At 29.8% G+C, this 18,699-nt stretch carries 13 protein-coding genes; 8 read left to right on the top strand and 5 right to left on the bottom strand.

The window, feature by feature from the left end; genetic code table 11:
- The first annotated feature begins 143 nt into the window (after positions 1-143).
- The 8 genes from H6614_02145 to H6614_02110 all read left to right on the top strand — a co-directional run bounded on the left by H6614_02145 (position 144) and on the right by H6614_02110 (position 11,379).
- Positions 144-3,635: a hypothetical protein gene (locus H6614_02145; protein ID MCB9242458.1), complete on the top strand. Its 3,492-nt coding sequence runs from the start codon at positions 144-146 to the stop codon at positions 3,633-3,635.
- Between the two features lie 13 nt (positions 3,636-3,648).
- Entirely contained in the window at positions 3,649-4,206 is a 558-nt protein-coding gene (locus H6614_02140; protein ID MCB9242457.1) for a hypothetical protein, read from the top strand.
- Between the two features lie 7 nt (positions 4,207-4,213).
- Positions 4,214-4,783: a bifunctional (p)ppGpp synthetase/guanosine-3',5'-bis(diphosphate) 3'-pyrophosphohydrolase gene (locus tag H6614_02135; protein MCB9242456.1), complete on the top strand. Its 570-nt coding sequence runs from the start codon at positions 4,214-4,216 to the stop codon at positions 4,781-4,783.
- Positions 4,784-4,841: 58 nt separating this feature from the next.
- Complete coding sequence (locus H6614_02130) at positions 4,842-5,048, top strand: hypothetical protein (protein ID MCB9242455.1); 207 nt, start codon at positions 4,842-4,844, stop codon at positions 5,046-5,048.
- A 98-nt stretch (positions 5,049-5,146) separates the two neighbouring features.
- Entirely contained in the window at positions 5,147-6,055 is a 909-nt protein-coding gene (locus H6614_02125; protein MCB9242454.1) for a DUF4007 family protein, read from the top strand.
- Positions 6,027-9,263 carry a hypothetical protein gene (locus H6614_02120; protein ID MCB9242453.1) on the top strand — a complete coding sequence of 1,079 codons (3,237 nt, stop codon included), beginning with the start codon at positions 6,027-6,029 and terminating at the stop codon, positions 9,261-9,263. The genes H6614_02125 and H6614_02120 overlap by 29 nt, the downstream gene beginning before the upstream one ends.
- Positions 9,247-10,344: a phosphoadenosine phosphosulfate reductase family protein gene (locus tag H6614_02115; GenBank protein MCB9242452.1), complete on the top strand. Its 1,098-nt coding sequence runs from the start codon at positions 9,247-9,249 to the stop codon at positions 10,342-10,344. Before H6614_02120 ends, H6614_02115 begins: the two co-directional genes overlap by 17 nt.
- A 642-nt stretch (positions 10,345-10,986) precedes the next feature.
- Complete coding sequence (locus tag H6614_02110) at positions 10,987-11,379, top strand: hypothetical protein (GenBank protein MCB9242451.1); 393 nt, start codon at positions 10,987-10,989, stop codon at positions 11,377-11,379.
- Here the strand turns inward: H6614_02110 and H6614_02105 are convergent.
- From H6614_02105 to H6614_02085, 5 genes are all read right to left on the bottom strand, one after another.
- Entirely contained in the window at positions 11,372-12,337 is a 966-nt protein-coding gene (locus H6614_02105) for a hypothetical protein (protein MCB9242450.1), read from the bottom strand. The two genes, H6614_02110 and H6614_02105, sit on opposite strands and share 8 nt — an antisense overlap.
- A gap of 8 nt (positions 12,338-12,345) precedes the next feature.
- Entirely contained in the window at positions 12,346-13,974 is a 1,629-nt protein-coding gene (locus H6614_02100) for an AAA family ATPase (GenBank protein MCB9242449.1), read from the bottom strand.
- Between the two features lie 63 nt (positions 13,975-14,037).
- Entirely contained in the window at positions 14,038-15,834 is a 1,797-nt protein-coding gene (locus H6614_02095) for an ATP-binding protein (GenBank protein MCB9242448.1), read from the bottom strand.
- Between the two features lie 30 nt (positions 15,835-15,864).
- Complete coding sequence (locus H6614_02090) at positions 15,865-17,454, bottom strand: DEAD/DEAH box helicase (protein MCB9242447.1); 1,590 nt, start codon at positions 17,452-17,454, stop codon at positions 15,865-15,867.
- 9 nt (positions 17,455-17,463) lie between these two features.
- The gene (locus H6614_02085; protein MCB9242446.1) at positions 17,464-18,594 is read right to left on the bottom strand and encodes a cysteine desulfurase; all 1,131 of its coding nucleotides are present in this window, start codon (positions 18,592-18,594) and stop codon (positions 17,464-17,466) included.
- Between the last annotated feature and the right edge of the window lie 105 nt (positions 18,595-18,699).

Genomic DNA, 18,699 nt, shown 5'->3' with positions numbered 1-18,699 from the left:
AACATGAAATACAAAACCAAGATGTATCACACATAAAAAATATTCTAGATGGATTTATTCCAATTTAATTAACCAAAACACATGTTCGAAACTATTGAGAAAATGTAGTCAACATAATCACAAGAAATATTGCTTTTAAATATATGGATCTATTAAATTTTATTAAATATTGTCTCGGATATGTAAAAATTGCTCGGGATAAAACAATTGTAGGACCTCAAAAAGATTCTCTACTCTTATCAAACCGATATTTTAATTTACTTGGCTTGCTTAATGGTGATACTGACGGGAAAGTAGCGGAAACAATTAATCTCGAATTATTTTATGAATACGATCCTTATCAAATTCCAGAGGAAGATAGGAGCGAGTATAATGAAGAGAAAAAGATTGCAAATAAAATTGAGGAGATTGTAAGCAAATATAGAAATAACCAGTTCACAAAACAGATCCTCCTTAGTTTTGGATTTTTTGAGATTGAACTCCCTATTAATACTGATGACGTCTTGTTTGATGCTGATGATACTGATACTGAAGTTGAGACCACAATTGATAGATATCCCCTTTTCTCGATTCCGGTAAAAATTGAAAAGGATTCCGGTGTATATTCTATATATTCTGTCGATCCTGAAGTGCATGTAAATATTAGCATGCTAGAAACAATACTTGGTGAGGATTTATACTATGAGTTACTTGAGAAGATGGGTGTTTACGAAATGGATGGTAAGCTTTCCCTGCCAATTGTGAAAATGGATATTTTCTATGACATTTGGCATGATATCAAAAGACAACTAAAATTAAAAGAGGCAGGATTTGATGAAGATTCTTTTAATACAAATGACGTCAAACTTTCCATTAATCCAAAAGCAAACTATTTTCTTGCAGAAGACCTGGCAAAATTATCAAAATTAACTGAGGAAGATTTAAATCAAACTGCATTGTCAAGTTGGACTAGCGATGAATATCTTAACGAGGAAGGTGGCATCCCGTATGAAAGAAATCTATACTTTCCATTCCTCTACGATAAATATCAGCTATCCACATTGTCAATCTTAGCAAATAAATCAGCAATAGTTCAAGGTCCACCTGGAACCGGAAAGTCAGAGACAATTTCCAACATACTTTGTCATCTTGCTGCTAATGGCAATAGAGTACTTTTTGTAAGTCAAAAAGCTCAAGCACTTAAAGTCGTAAAGGATAAATTAAATTCTCTAAACATTAAATATCTTTACGGATATATACCAAATCCAAGTTCAACACAAATTGGAGAAGAGGATGAAGCAGATGGAATAGCTCCTCAATTAAGTGGTATTGGTTCCTTTGTTGACAACCTTGTTTATCAAGCAAAGTTAGCTGATAATACTAATCTAAATGAGATTGTTGATAGGATAGCAAAGACAAGAAACAACCTTAATGAAGAATTATCGATCCAAAGAAATTGTTATTCTCTTTATCAAGAATTAAAAGGATTAAAAGAATTTAATATTGAAATCAATAACTTAGAAAAATTTACAAATACCTTTTCTTATGATGAGTGGAACTACTTTAAAAAATTATTGACCGAAATAGCACTGTTAAAAAACAATGTAACAAAATACGAAGAGAATAAAACTGTTACTGATAATAAATTCCCTCTCGATGATTTAAAAGGATACGTATACTCCGATTCTATTAAAAAATATTGTGAAGATATAAAAATCAGTGGTTATGACAGACATTCAATTACATTTAGAAAATTAAACAATTCTTTCAGGAATTTTAGACTTCGTTCCTTTAGAAAGAACTTACCCAGGGAAATAATCGATAGTATTGATGATATTCTGAATTCAGATATATCAAGGAGTGAAGCTGTTACTAAAGTGAATTCAGTTTTAAATTACTGTATTTATCTTGAGAATAAAGATAGGCTAGAATCACTTTATAATGAATTAAATGAAAAATTAAATGATTGTGGGATTTCCTTTACTCAGTTTAAAACATTAGCCTCTTTTATAAAGAAGGGAGGTGAACCTGATTTTAATATTGTAAAAAATTCAATTTTAAGAGTATTCTCAATAAAAAATGAATTGAAAACAATTTTGAATCAAGATGGCTCCTCTCTAAATCTTGATTCAAAAGAAGAAGAAAAACTCCGAAATAATCACATTGCACAATACATACAAAATATTGTAAGCAAAAATATATTGTCTCAATGGCAAACCGGACAATCAGTACGAAAAATCATCCAAAAGTTATCACGAGCTTTTGGAAAATCCAAAAAAGCATTTAAAACCTTTGATAATATAAGGAAGGATCCTGATAATTTTAAAACAATATTAAAATTAATTCCAATCTGGATAATGGAATTAGATGATGCCAGTCGGATTATCCCACTTGAAAATGAACTTTTTGACTATGTTCTTTTGGACGAGGCTTCCCAATGTAACGTTGCATATACTTTGCCAGTTATGTTCAGATCTCGGAAAGCATTGTTTGTTGGAGACAGTGAGCAAATGAGAGATAATACAATAATGTTTAAATCTAATAGAGTTTTTGATGAATTGGCAGCTCGATATTCAATTCCCGAAGAATTACAAATAAAAGCAACCGGGTCATCAGTGCAATCTGTATTAGATATTGCAAAGAACAGAGGGTTCATTTACAAAACCCTTCACTACCATTATAGATCGCCTAAAGAATTAATAGAATTTAGTAATAAGAATTTTTATAAACCTAATGGTAAAAATCTTATCCCACTTAATAGTCACTATCTCACATACAAAGACACTAATCGAATATTAAATATTCATAAAGTGATCCCTGACTTAAATATAGAAATATCTGACAATGTTAATGTAACTGAAGCAAATGGAATATTGTCTTTGTTTCAGGAATTAAGAAGTGATGAAAAATATAAAGATAAGTCAATAGGAATTTTAACCTTTTTTAATGCCCAAGCATCTTACATCCGTGATCTTTTCGAAAAGAATAATTTAAATGAAGATAGAGACAACTTTAAGATCAGTATTATTGAAGGTATTCAGGGAGATGAGAAAGATATAATTATTTATTCGTTTGTAATCAGATCCCCTGATCAAAAGAATCGGTATATTCCATTAACTGGTGAAGGTGGGGATATTCGGGGAGATATTAATAAAGGTAGAGTTAATGTCGCTTTTTCAAGAGCAAAATTGCAAGTTCATTGCTTTACCAGCATGGATACAATTGATGTTCCCAATCGTATCTGGATTAAAAAATACCTGGAATATATTGAGGAGTATGGGAGAGTTGATATTAATTCAATTACTTTAAAACCCTTCGATTCATATTTTGAAGAAGAGTTTTACTACTTTATAAGGAATAGTTTTGATAATAATTATACAATACAAAACCAAGTTGAAAGCTGTGGCTTTAAGATTGATTTTGTAATCAGTAATATAATTAATGGCAATCGTATTGCCGTTGAATGCGATGGACCTACACATTTCCAAAATGAAGTTGATGAAATTTATGGTATTTATATTGATAGTGATGAAGAAAGACAAAGGGTATTAGAAGCAGCCGGGTGGGAATTTTATCGGATTAAATATTCAGACTGGATAAATGACAGATTTGACAGAAATAAAATTATAATGAATCTTGCAAATATTTTAAAATAAGAATGTAAAAATAATGCGAAACAATAAATGGCAGCATGGAGATGCTGACTTTAAACTTCCAGATTTTCCAGAAAATTACTTTGAAACTTCACTATTATATGATTTACCCATTATATTAGACCCGGAAGTAGGAAGTGAGATTTCTTTAGCAGTAAAAAGTACGGGAAAACATATTTTTGAAATAAAATCAAACGAACCCATTGATTTTTATTTGAAAGTCGGAGCAGTAAAAACATCTTATGGACCTTTAGTCACATTACTTTTTTATATCCCAGATAAAGACAATCCCGATAATCCAATATATATGTCAGACCGAGTTTTAAATCCCTTTGATATGAAAAGCTTTGAAAATTGGTTTAAACTAGCAAATCAATCTTATTGGCATTTAATGCTTATAAATGAAAAAATGGAAATTGATGGGTTCTATGAATTTGAGAATGGATATAATTTACAAGCTTCGCTTGAAACAATATTAATTGCTGTGATTGATTCAGGTCCAACTGATTACGAACTAGCATTGCAGGAATATTTCAAAGAATACACACTTCAAGATATCCTTCACGCAAAATAGTTATTTAATGATAAATAAATTCAACAAGGCTTTTTTAAAAGCTACTCTACTTCATAAAGGTCAAACAAGAAAAGGAACCTCTATTCCTTATATAGTCCATATATTAGATGTTGTTTCAAATTTGATTAAGAATGGAGCTTCAGAAGATTTAATTGTGGCAGGATTTCTCCATGATAGTATTGAAGATACCTCTTATACTGAACCACTTCTCAAAAAAGAATGGGGAGGTAAGGTTTATTCACTTGTCATGAGTAACACTGAGCCTGAAAACCGAATTTCAGAATCAGATTCTAAAAAAGTTGTCAGTTGGAAAATGAGGAAAAAACATTCATTGGAAGTACTACCAAGCAAAAATGATGACGAATTATTATTATTTGCCGCTGATAAACTGTCAAACTTAAATGATATCCATGCCGACTACTTAGTTTCGGGAAATGAGGTTTTTAAAAGATTCAATGCCCCAAAAAAAGAAATAAAATGGTATTACTCATCTATGATACCAATATTCAAGAAAAGATTGGGAAAAATTAGATTATATAAGGAATTCTTAGTAGCCCATAAGGCTCTTTTTGAGTAATTGAAAATATTTGCATCGACATTTGTCAAACGTTATTTCATAATAAAAAGAAATTATTATGGAATACTTGGACATGGAATTAATACAAGCAGGGGAAAAAGAGCTTGTAGAATTAAAAAATTTTAGAGAATCTATAGAATTTAATGAGCTAAAAGACTTTAAGAAAAACAAAATAGAAAAGAGAATAATAAGACTGGAATTAGCGCTTATTCATGAAAATCCTTTTCATGAAATAATCTTAACAAAATACTATAACTTAGTTTAAAGCTACCTACAAAGTCACCATAAACAATCCTACCTAATTGTCAAAATTTTTAGAGTTTCAATAGTTTTTTCGTTTAATTACATTTTTGAAACTTAAGAATACCCATTAAAAACTCAAAAAAATATACCTTTTCCGGCCATGAATCATTTGCATGCAAACTGCTTTGGCTAAAAAAAGCATACGACTTTATAATTGAAAGTAATTCTTTCAATGAAAGCGACTCCGTAATTAAATTAGGTGTAGGTAAAAACATGGTGGCTTCTATTAAATACTGGTCAAGAGCATTTGGACTCATTGATGAAAAAGGTCTTTCTACAGAGATTGCAGATTATATTTTTGGGAAAACCGGAAGAGACATATATTTGGAAGATATTGGGACATTGTGGTTGCTCCATTACCATCTTATTAAAACAGACAAAGCCTCTATTTATAATTTAGTTTTCAATGAGTTTAAAAAAGAACGATCATATTTTACAAAAGAACAGCTTTTAGCATTCATTAAAAGAAAGTATGATGAAAATGGAATTATAAATCTTTATAATGAAAATACTATTAATCTTGATATAAATATTTTTCTGAAAAATTACCTGCGACCTTCTAGTGATGATCAAGTTGATATAGAAGAAGATTTCTCTGGTTTGCTATTAGAATTAGATGTTTTAAAGAACTTTAAGCAAAAAGATGTTGATAATAGGCTAGTTAACTGGTATCAATTTGAGCACAATGAAAGGGACAATATACCCTGCGAAATTATATTTTATTCTATATTAGACAACTTTGAAAATTCTACAACAATCTCTTTTAATGATTTATTAATTGGTAACAACTCTCCAGGGTTAATATTTTCAATAAATTCTGATGGACTTTACAAAAAATTAATTGAAATTACTAATAGCTATAATAATGTTACATATTCAGAAACAGCAGGAAACCAAATTTTGCAAATATCCAAGAAATTTAACCCATACATGGTATTAAATGGATACTACAAAAAAAATTCACAATAGAAGCTTTTCACCATCCGTAAATATTTCGAGAGATAGAAATCTAAAGTTGGACTATATCCCGACTCAAAATTCTAGAAGAGTATATAGTGAGATTATTAAAGATTATGAAATTGGGATTAGGGCTTTCAGTATTATCGGTTCATATGGAATTGGAAAGTCATCTTTTCTCTGGGCATTAGAGAAATCATTAAATTCCAAACAAAATTATTTTAACTCAGAAAACCCGGATATTAAATTTGAGTATCACCCAATAGTTGGAGAATATAATTCTTTTATAAATTCATTTGCTAAATCGTTTGGTTTTAAAGCAACCCCAAATGTTGAAAGCATTTTTAAAAAAATAGATCAATATTATTCTAAAACAAAGAAAAAGGGCCTTCTAATAGTCATAGATGAATTTGGAAAATTCTTAGAATATGCATCCAAAAATATGCCGGAGAAAGAATTATATTTTATTCAGTTATTAGCTGAATATGTAAATAATCCAAATCATAATATTATTTTAATAACTACCTTACACCAAGATTTTAATGGTTACGCAATGTCCCTAACGCGTTCACAACAAAATGAGTGGACAAAGGTAAAAGGAAGATTAAAGGAAATCGCTTTTCAGGAACCGGTGGAACAGCTTCTTTCTCTTTCTGCTAAAAAAATAAAAAAATTAAGAATAAAGCATGATAGAAATAACTTAAAATTGCTTTTCAAAGCAATAGAGGCATCAAAGGTATTCCCCTTAAAAGATTATCTTAATGAAGAAGTATCCCACAATCTTGCTCCATTCGATATTTTATCTGCTGCTGCATTAACAATAGCTTTACAAAAATATGGACAAAATGAGAGATCCTTATTCACATTTTTAGAATCCAAAGGACATTTAAGCTTATTTGATTATGATAAGTTAAAGGATCCCTATTATAATTTAAGTTGTGTTTATGATTATCTCACTTATAATTATCATTCATTTATTTCAAGCAAATACAATCCTGATTATTCTAAATGGGCTGCGATTAGAAGCTCTGTTGAAAGAACAGAAAGTATATGCACTAAAGATTTACTAAGTCAAATTAAGATTGTAAAGACATTAGGATTATTAAACATCTTTTCGCCAAATGGCTCAATAATTGATAAGGATTTTTTATGTAAGTATTCCAAATATTCACTGGGCATAAAAAAGCCGGATTCACTAATTAATGAACTCGAAAAAAATAAGATAATTAGATTTGTAAAACATAACAGACGATATATACTTTTTGAAGGAACAGATTTAGACATTGAATTGGCTATAGACAAAGCCGGGCATTTTATAGAACGAATATCTAACGTTGTTGATGGATTAAACAAGTATTTTAATTTTCCATTTATTTTGGCTAAAGCAACAACTTACAGCAAAGGAACTCCGAGATATTTTGCATTTCATCTAAGCGAATCACCAGAATCGCTGCACCCAGAACGTGAGATTGATGGTTACATAAACCTAATTTTTTCCGAGGAATTATCAGAAGAATCTCTAAAAGCATTTTCTAAAAATTGTACGACAGCCACTCTTTTTGGAGTGTATAAAAATACTGAAAAGATCAAAAATTTATTATTTGAAATAGAGAAAATAAAGAAAGTAAAAGAGGATAATATTGATGATAGAGTTGCAGTAAGAGAACTAAATTCAATTTATAAACATCAAATAAATCTATTAAACTATTTTGTCTTCGATAGTATATATTCCGATACCTCAAATATAGTTTGGTATTTTAAAGGGGTAAAACAGACAATAAAAGGAAGAAAATCCTTAAATACCTTAGTTTCCAAGATATCCGATAGCATTTACCAAAAGACACCAATTTATAGAAATGAAATGGTAAACAAAACAAAATTATCAAGTCCTATACAAACCGCAAAAAGAAATTTGCTATCTAGATTGACGGAGGAATGGAACAAAGCAGATTTTGGATTTGAAGATGAGAAATATCCACCCGAAAAAACAATTTATCTCTCATTGATCAAAGAGACAGGTATCCACTATAGAACAAAAGATGGATATGGGCTTGGAATACCAAAAGATAATACATTTACTCCACTTTGGGAAGAAGGTGTCAAATTCATTACCAATTCAAAAAATAACAGAAAAAATTTACAAGATTTATTTGATATTTATTTAAAAGAACCATACAAATTAAAAAGAGGATTTCTCGATTTTTGGGTACCAATATTTTTGTTTACAAATAGAGATAGTTTTGCTCTTTTTAATAACAATATCTTTATTCCAAACTTCACTTCTGATATATTTGAACTAATTATAAAGAAACCTAGGAATTATGAGATTAAAGCATACAATTTTACCGGCATAAAAATTGAAATATTTAATAAGTATAAAAAGTTATTAAACTTAAATCAAAATAACGAAATTACAGGTCAATCATTAATTGAAACAATAAAACCTTTTTTGGTTTTTTATCGTCAATTACCTCAATATGCAAGAACAACTTCCAGATTAAGTAAAGATACCCTAGCTTTTAGAAGCGCAATACAGAATTCTACCGAACCTGATAATGCTTTCTTTGAAACTTTTCCGCAAGCCTTTGGATATGATATAAACAAACTTAAAAGTAACACAAATTACCTAGAGGAGTACATCTCAAAATTACAAAAAAGCATAACAGAATTACGAACTTGTTATGACTTATTAATAAATAGGTTTGAGGATTTTATTGCTAAAAATGTAATTGGCGATAAATCAACTTATTCAAAAATGCGTGACCTTTTGCAACAACGCTATCGGTACATAAAAGAATTTTTATTGTTGCCAGATCAGAAAGTTTTTTATGCAAGACTTTACTCAAAAATTGATGATAAAAATTCTTGGCTGAATTCCTTAGCCCAACCACTAATAAATAAATCATTAGAGTTAATTAGTGACAAAGAAGAAAATATTCTATACGAAAGATTTTCTGAAATAATCCATGAATTGGATAATATGTGCGAGCTAAATGAAAAAACAGTGAATAAAAGTAATGAAATTGTGTATAAGATTGAAATTGCAAATATTCTCACAGGATTAAAAAAGGATATTATTAGATTTCCAAAAAGCAAAACAAAAGACATTACAGAACTACAAAGAATACTAAAGCAACACTTGACAAATGACTACTCAATAAATGTTGCAACTTTAACATACATATTAGAAGAATTATTAGAAGATGGAAAAAAGAGTTAGACATGTTTTAGGAATCTCTGGTGGAAAAGATAGTGCAGCACTTGCAATCTACCTTAGGGATAAATACCCAAGTTTAGATATTGAATATTACTTTTGTGATACCGGCAAGGAATTGGACGAAACATATCAACTAGTTGAAAATTTAGAAATATACTTAGGGAAAAAGATTCAAAAACTTAATGCAGCTCAGGATAGTCATGAAGTTCCATTTGATCATTTTCTTAAACTGTATGGTGGGTATCTTCCCTCTTCAACAGCAAGATGGTGCACAAAAAAATTAAAATTAGAGCCCTTTGAAGATTATGTTGGTGACAATCTAGTTGTATCTTACGTTGGAATACGTGGAGACGAGAATAGAGAAGGTTATATTTCAAAGAAAGATAATATTCAATCTATATTTCCATTTAGAAAGAATATATGGAGTGAGGATGTTATTAATAAATTATTTAAGAACGAAAATATCGGGTATATCAAAGAATTATTCCTAAAGCATAGTAACGTTTCAGATAGGATTATCGAAATAATAGATTCTCCACTTTCAATCAACAATACAAAAGCAAATAAAATAAATACATTATTAGATTTAAGCATATCCACTTTTAATAAAGTTGTATTTGATTTTCTTCAAACGACAAATTATCCTTTAGCAAATGAACTTGACTATCCGATTTTAGAGAATGAGGATATACTTATAAGAGATGACATCTTTAGAATTCTTAGGGATAGTGGTGTTGGAGTCCCCAGATACTATGAAAAAATTGAGTTTGAAATCAATGGCAATAAAGGGGAATATGCTAGAAGCAGATCAGGTTGTTTTTTTTGCTTTTATCAACAAAAAATTGAATGGGTCTGGCTATTTGAGCAACACCCCGAATTATTTAAAAAGGCTATGTCATACGAGAAGGATGGATATACTTGGATGCAAAATGAAAGTTTAAGCGATTTAATTCAACCAGAAAGAATTAAGCAAATAAAGGATGATTACACAAAAAAGATAAATTCAAAAACCAATAACTCCCCTTACCTTTTAGATATACTTGACGAATCTGAAGGAGAAGGTTGTGCATCTTGTTTCATTTAATATTTTGGTAAATAATGGATCCTTCTAGAACTTTTTTTAATTCTCTTAAAGATTTTTTTCTTGATATAATTGGTTTTTTAATTCCCGGAATTTATTCGTTATTCCTTCTTACATTTATTTTTCCATATGAGAATTTCAAAAATCTACTCATACCCGAATATGAGGTTATAACTTTATTGACCCTTACATACATAATGGGATATATAATTTTTGGAATTAGCGAGCTATTTGATAAAATATTCCGCTACCGAATTAGGATTGAGAAAGGATTAAAAGAAGGTCCTGTTTATGGGATTTCCCAAATACATTACTATAAACATCTATGTAAATTAAATTACAAAGTCGACATTAAGCAAATATCATTCAGGAGTGTTCGTAATTATTGTATGAGCAAATTTCCTGAAATGGATGAAAAAATTTATAAATTCCAATTTAGGTCAGAATTTAGTAATCACATTGCAAATATATCTTTAATCGCTTTTGTGATTTATCTATTAATAATATACCCCTTTTATGATAATTGTAATTTTAATTTTTTTACAATTATTTTATTATTTATAGGAATAATTTTAAAATCTGTAAGAAAAAGATTCTTTACAATAGCACAGATTTTACCAATGACTATTTATATTTCTAATACTAATGGAGAATAAAGCTAAAATATACTTATCGGGAGGATTTCATTCTAATTGGCAAAAAAATATAATAGACAAATTGGGTAACCGATTTATTTTTTTTAATCCAAGGGAACATAAACTCGAGAGTATTGAAGAATATACAACATGGGATATTCACTACATTAAAGAGTGTGATATTTTCTTTGCATACATGGAGAAAACTAATCCATCAGGTTATGGTCTTTGCTTTGAACTAGGATTGGCATATTCTCTAGGCAAAACAATTATTTTAGTTGACGAGAAATCTCTTGAAGATGATACGTTCAGGAAATATTTTCAGATTGTTTATTTACCCTCAACTATTGTATTTGATGATATAGATAATGGAATAAAATTTTTAGAAAAATTTTCTATTTAACGTAATTTTTTACTTTATATAACCTTTCAGAATGATGTGGTTTATCTACATTATAGACACCATCGCTCAACTCAACGATCCATCTATAAAGAATTTGAATATTGTCCGTAATTTCCCACTTACGAGGTGTCGGGACTGTTGTACAGTTCTTATGTATCCAATCTTTAGCTCTCCCAAAATAAATTTCACCATTCTCATCAATATTTTCCAAAAAACCATTTATAAAGGGGTGATTAAAAAAAGCTTTCTTTACTGATAGCATTAGATCTTCTTTTTCTAAATCCAGATTAACATCATATAGTGCTAAATCATGGAGAGCACAATTAAAATCAATCTCGGAATACTCACTCCTTTTATAATATACATCTAATAATTTTTCTGTATTATAGGACATTGGTAAAGAAGAAATTAAAAAGTTTCTATCAGGTGCTACTAATTCAAAATCTATATCAATTTGAGGTTTTATTGCCTGAGAATTTTCAATCTGTTCCTTAAATTGTTCATATACTACATCCGTTATTAAAATGCTATTATTAATTAGTTTGTTAAAGTAGAGCTGTTCGTCAATTGAGATGTTTTCTACAATTGTACCCAGTTCATAATTGTAATTATTAGAATTCGGGATATTTAAAGCTCTTGAAGAAATATTAGCGCTTCCCATAAAACATCTTTTACCGTTATCAATAAAAGCTTTTAAATGAAGCCTTGGATTTCTATAAAGATATATTCCCTTTTTATTTAAGTATGGATAAATTTCCAAATCAGATACACCCATTATTAAATCTAAAGGTTCCCATCTAACTACAACTATATTTACACTTTTAGAATTTTCAATTAGAGATTCTAATGAATTTAGCTTTATATATGGACTAAATATTGTTAATAATTTCGCATTAGCTACAAAATCAAGCAATTTATCACCAAGGTCTACCCCATTTCTAAATATTTTGCTGGACATTGTTTTACCTAATTGTTGATACTATAAAGAAATAGTTTATGTTTAGCACGGGATGATTCAGTATACATTCTTTTTTTAAATTCATTTGGTAAAATGTTACTTACATCAATAATAAAAAGAATGTCAACTTCTAACCCTTTAAAAGTTTCGATAGTTGTGAAATGAATACATTTATCTAGAAATCGTCCCTTATTGTCAAGGGATTTAATTTCAAAATCCCCTATATGCTTTAAATTTGAGATAGAGGAATCTTTTTTTTCTGAGTTTAACAATATCAATATTTGATCATTCCTTATGCTATGATCTCTCATGAGTTTTTCAATATCTTGAATTAATAAACGTTGAATATCAGTTGAATTATTACATTTCCGAAGAACGACAGAATCTCCCTCTGGATTACCATATCGATTAATCTTGTCATCAATTACTTCTTCTAAATAGCAAATAATCTTATTAGTATTCCTGCAGTTATATTTTAGATTAAATTTTGTAAAAGTTGTTTCCTCAGGAATTGCAACATTACGTCTGAATATATCCTGCATCATATCCATAAATATTATTGTTTTTGAATTTTTTTCTAAAAATTTGAATAGAACTTCAAACCACAGTTCCTTGAAATCTTGCCCCTCGTCAATAATTATGCAATTAAATTTTCCTAAAGAAAAGCTATTAATTATATTATCAAGTTTTGCCGGGACATCAAGATCCCAAAAATCGTCATTTGATTTATCATTTGCTTCCCACCAATGCTTGTCATGTTCTTCAATGATTCTTTTAGCAAATGAATGAAAAGTGCATGACACTATATTTTCATTATTTCTGATTCCCAATTCGTATGATAATTTATTAGAAAGTGTTCTATTAAAGCACATTAGTAATACCTTTTTATTATTCTCGGCGTATTCCTGTGCGAGTGTCTTTGCAATAATAGTTTTTCCGGAACCTGCGGGACCTTTAACTAGAAGTTTATTGTTTTCGGCTAATTGTCTAAAAATCTCAATTTGATCTTTTATTAATTCGATAAACTTATTTTCATCATTTTTTATTCTAGACCCTAGTACTTGAACAAACCCAATACCCCTAAGTAAACTATTTACGAAACTTTCGTATTCCCATTTTTTGCATCCGTTTTTGCTAGGATATTGATTCTTCAAATCTATAAACAATTGATCAATTGCTTTCTCAAAAAATGTTAGTTTTTTTTGATCTAAAATTACATTTTTGTTTAAATTTGTAGGCAAATCTGTTCCGTATGGAATTTGACAATCTGGGAAACAGAGTGCCCACCCAATCGGAATAGATTTTGATATTGATTTGTATCTATTGATTAAGCTATGTGTAGCCGAGCTTGCCTGTTCATCAGGTCCTAGTTTGAGTTTTTTTGAATTCTGATACCATTCTTTTTTAATCCCATCAAATAAAATAATTCCTCCTTTAACTTCCAAGCAAATTATTCCCTTACAAGGTAAGCACACTATAAAATCAATTTCATATTCATTTTTTTCAAAGTTACTTAATGCAACAAACTTCCTAGCATAGAAAATATCAAATTTGTTGGATAAAAAAGATAATTTTTCAAAAATTATTTTTTCGGCAACATTGTTTGATTTTGAAGGAAATTCTTGAGGATATATCATAGCCTGTATTCGTTAAAACTAATACAAAGAAATTTTGAATACATAGAATTAACCGAATTTTGTTTATTCTTCATTTAAAAATTTTTCAGCAATTCGACCCCAATCCTGTCGGGCTTCCTGCGTTCTGTTTTTAGGATTGCCATCAGGTTGTTCATCTTCATACCTTCCCCAGGCCATCAACAATAACTTTAATCCAGACGAAGCATTCTCTAATCGTTCTTTTAGCTCTTCTTCCGATGCTGATTCTGTTGATTCTGACAATACTTCAACCAATTTGTGATATGCTGGATGATTCACATTTAAAGATATTATTATTTTGCCCCCCCTTGATTTTACAGTAAAAAAAGCTGGCGTTTCAACATCAGCATCCACAAAAGAGTACTTTAAATCATTTTTAAATAAAGTTTTGAAAACTCCTGCGGGGTCATCAACACCATCATCCATTAGACTTTTTTTAATGTCATCTTCTTTTTCCTCATCAGACATTGTTTCCTGTTCATCACTTGTTCCAAAATGACCTTCTTGTTTTCTTTCTTCAGTTGCTTCCGTAGCCCTCTTTTCAGGTGAATCTCCATACCTGGAAACATCGGAAGATTTGCTGCCTGTTCTTTGAGTTTTTAGGTGAGCCCTCATACCGCTTAGATTAGTAGTAATACCTTCAACAATATCAATTAATAACGATTTGGGGTCATTTTCCTCATTCAATTTATCCTTAAACTGTTGCATAGTTAATCCTTCAGTTTTAAGCATTTCTTCAAAATCAACTTTCCCTAAATCACTAAAATTATTAGCAAATTGTTTGTTGTTTGTAACACCAAATATTTCATCTAGAGCAGGGGGAAATTCAATTTCAATTCCCCACCATCTTTCTCTTGTGTCGTAGTGTATTACAAACGACTGATCCAAATCTAATTCTCTACCAGCTCTCATTATTGAAATACCAATATTTTTAGCAGCATGTTTACCATATGGTCTATCTCCAGGATTATGCCCTTCTCTTGCTTCTTTTTTTGCAATAGAATACCTGACCTTAACTTCATACGTTTCTCCGTTATAAAATACTTTATGAATTCTTTCTGAGGATTCGTCACCCCATTTCACAAACATAGGCTCGTTGTTATATGGTTCGGGGCAAGAGGTATTTTTCATTAAATACATTGGGTCATTCGGTAGAGCTACTCTAGTTACTAAATTATCTAAATCACGTTCATTGAAGGTCACCATTCTTATTTTAACTTTTTTATCAGCTAAATATTTTCTATACATTCTTCCAATTAATAACTCAGAATTATCCATAATTGCTTTTCCGGTTTTCCAAACACATTTATCAATTGTCGACCAAACCACAAGTGTACCAGAATTAATAAAATTTTCACCAACCTTTTCCCAAATGTTTGGAATCGGTTTCTTTATGGGCTTGGGAACTTCGACTAAAGATTTATCTAATATTTCATCAATATCTAAATATGAGTAAATAGCATTCTCAACTCCATTCTGCCATGTCCATACTTCTACTCTTTTTGCTTGCGAAATTGATGATGAAGGTAAACCCATACCAAATTTACCAATACCCTTTTGATTATTTTTTTCTAAATGTGTTCCATTCCCGAATTGTAGTGCCATTCTAAGAGTTTCACTTGACATTCCCTCTCCATTGTCTAGCACAGCAATTTTGTTAATTCTTGAAACTGTCCTCATAGATAAATTTTCGTCTTTTTCTAAGCATAATAATTCTACATTCTTTGCCTTATGTTGAATTGAATTATCCATCAATTCAGCAAGTGCATAAGCCGCATTTTTATAACCATTGTCTCTCATTGCTTTAACTGCAAGGTGAGCCGGTACAATTGAATTGTCCATTTTATTAATTATTTAGTTAATAATAAAGAATTACCAAACATCTTCCCAATTGTAAAATGCATTTTCTATTTTATCAAACCCCGGTAAACAAGTGTCTACAACAGTTACAATTTCCGCTATATCATTACCTCCCAATTTAATCCCACGAATTGCTCTACCTACCATTTGACTATATAGAACGAGGGAATCTGTCGGTCTAGTGATTACAGCACAACTCGTTTTCGGTGCATCAAAACCTGTTGTTAGTATCCCATAATTACACAATATTGTTGGTTCAGAAGAATTGTTCTTAAAGCTTTCAATAACCTTCTTTCTTTGTTCACTATCAGTATCTGATGTAAGTGAATAGGCATCAATGCCTCTCGCTTGTAAACACATTGCTAATAAATTCGAATGGTTTACATTTAAAGCAAAAAGAATTATTCTATTATGCTTGATTATCAATTCTTCACATTTTTGAATTATTAAAATATTTCTTTTTACATCGTCAGATAACTTTTTTATAAAATCATCCGGTAATTGTAACCGATTCTTTAAGTAGTTTAAATCATTCTGTGATATATTTAATCCACTGCTGTAAAATAGTGGGGAATTAACAATTTTCGCCAAATATCCTTTATTAATTAAATATTCAATTGGATTACTATATCCATCAATTTTTAAAGTAACTTTTTGTCTCTTAAAAAAATCAGAAAGTTCCTCGTCAATACTAGGATCATTCCAAGTTCTTCCTGGCGTTGCCGATAGCCCTAATAAGGGTGTCCCAAATGACATTAACATACTGAGAGTTGATTCATAAGTAGGAGCAATGGCCATATGAGCTTCATCCATAATTAAAAGTGATGAATTATCAGCTAAACTACTTATCATACCCGGGTCAGAAGATGCAAGATTATATAACTTATTTATTCCGCAAACTAAAAATCCATCTTTTAAGTCATCTATACTGAACTCAGAATTAGCCCAATACTTTTTTATTGTAATATCTCTGTTTCCAATAAATCCCCAGGCTTTCTTGAATTCATCAACAGCTTGTTCACATAATTCTTCTCTATGAGCCATCCAAATAAATAAAGACGGTTCATTTGTTCTTAGTAATTGACACAAATAGTTCATTGTAGTTCTTGTTTTTCCCGAACCTGTAGGCATATGAAGCATTACTCTACTATTTTGAGAATTCAATTTATCTGTTAATTCTGAAACTACGTTTCTCTGATATTTATATAAGGGATATAAGCATTTACATTTAATATTCCTTTCAAATTTTTTAGTATCTTCTTCCTTTTGTTTTAATTCAAAAAACTCAAACAATATCTTCAAATCTTTATTTGATCTAAATGTTTTGTTTTTCAATTCTCTGTAATAATCCGATCCATTTAAGCCAAGGTTTGAAACAAGATTTTTTGCTTCTCCTGGCTTTAATAAATCAAAAAAAATATCGCGAATAATTTTATTTCGTAAAAGCTCTATTGGAGAATAAATTTTAAGCAGTATTCTTTTCATCCTACTTATCCTCGTTAAATCCGTGTCAAGAGAGCTCAAAGTTTTTATGGTCGGTTTTCCTACAATCTCTTGAATTACATCTTCATCGAATCTTGAGATAAATTGTTCAAAGTTCATATTTCTTAATTATTTTTTTTCAATAATTTTTGAAATTGCATAATACAATTCTTCAACATCATTTTTAGTGTTGAATTTCCCTAAGGAAAACCTAATCGAATTTGAAGCGTTTTTTATATTTAGACCCATTGCTGTTAATACATGCGAAGGTTGCATTATAGCGGATGTACATGCTGATCCATTTGAAAGTGCAAAGTCATCTAGTTGAGATAGCATCCAATCAATGTCGGAAGAAGAAAAACAAATATTAGAGACATTATGTATTCTTTTGTCAGAAGTTCCATTAACAAAAGTTCCTTTAAATTTTAAAATTAATTCCTCCAAATAATTTCTTAGATCATTAATTTTAAGAATATTCTCCGCCATTTCTTCTTCAGCAATTTTACAAATTTTTGCGAATCCTATTATTGCAGGAACATTTAATGTTCCACTTCTTAAGTTAAATTCATGGCCACCACCATGGTGTAATGGTTGTATAGAAACGGTATTATTGCTAAAATTTCTAATATAAAGGCCTCCAATTCCTTTTGGACCATGGAACTTGTGAGCCGAAAATGCTAACATATCAACTTCAAGTTCCTCAACATCAACAGGTATTTTACCAACCGCTTGTGTTGCATCACTAAATAGTACAGCACTTGTATTTTTCACCAATTTTGAAATATCTTTAAACGGTTGAATTACTCCTGTTTCATTGTTGACCAACATTATACATACTAATATTGTTTCTTTAGTTATATTATCCTTTAAAACTTCTAAATCAATCAATCCATCAAAATTTACATCTAAGTAAGTAATATCAAAGCCGATTTCTTCTAGATATTTACAAGTGTCAAGGACTGCTTTGTGTTCTGTTTTTAAAGTCAATATATGATTACCTCTATAACGATTAGAGATTGCATAACCTTTTAGTGCAACATTTATACTCTCGGTAGCACCAGAGGTGAAAATTATATCATTTAAATTACAATTTAAGAATGATGCTATTTGCTGCCTAGAACTTTCTACTCTACTTTTTATTTCTAATCCGAAATTATGGATGCTAGATGCGTTTGCATATAGATCAGTATAATAGGGGATCATTTCTTTTAGTACCCGAGAATCTAATTGTGTAGAAGAATTATTATCTAGATATACCATTAAAAAATATAATGTGTGATATATAAATTATTTGAGAGAATTTAAATTATATAAAATAATAAAACATTGCAATATTAAACATTTAAAATAAACATTAATAACCAT

This window comes from Ignavibacteriales bacterium (assembly GCA_020635255.1).
In the GTDB taxonomy this organism is placed as follows: Bacteria; Bacteroidota; Ignavibacteria; order Tepidaquicellales; family Tepidaquicellaceae; genus JAEYVS01.
The sequence above is the reverse complement of the archived record's forward strand: the minus strand, read 5'-3'. Positions and strand labels throughout refer to the sequence as shown.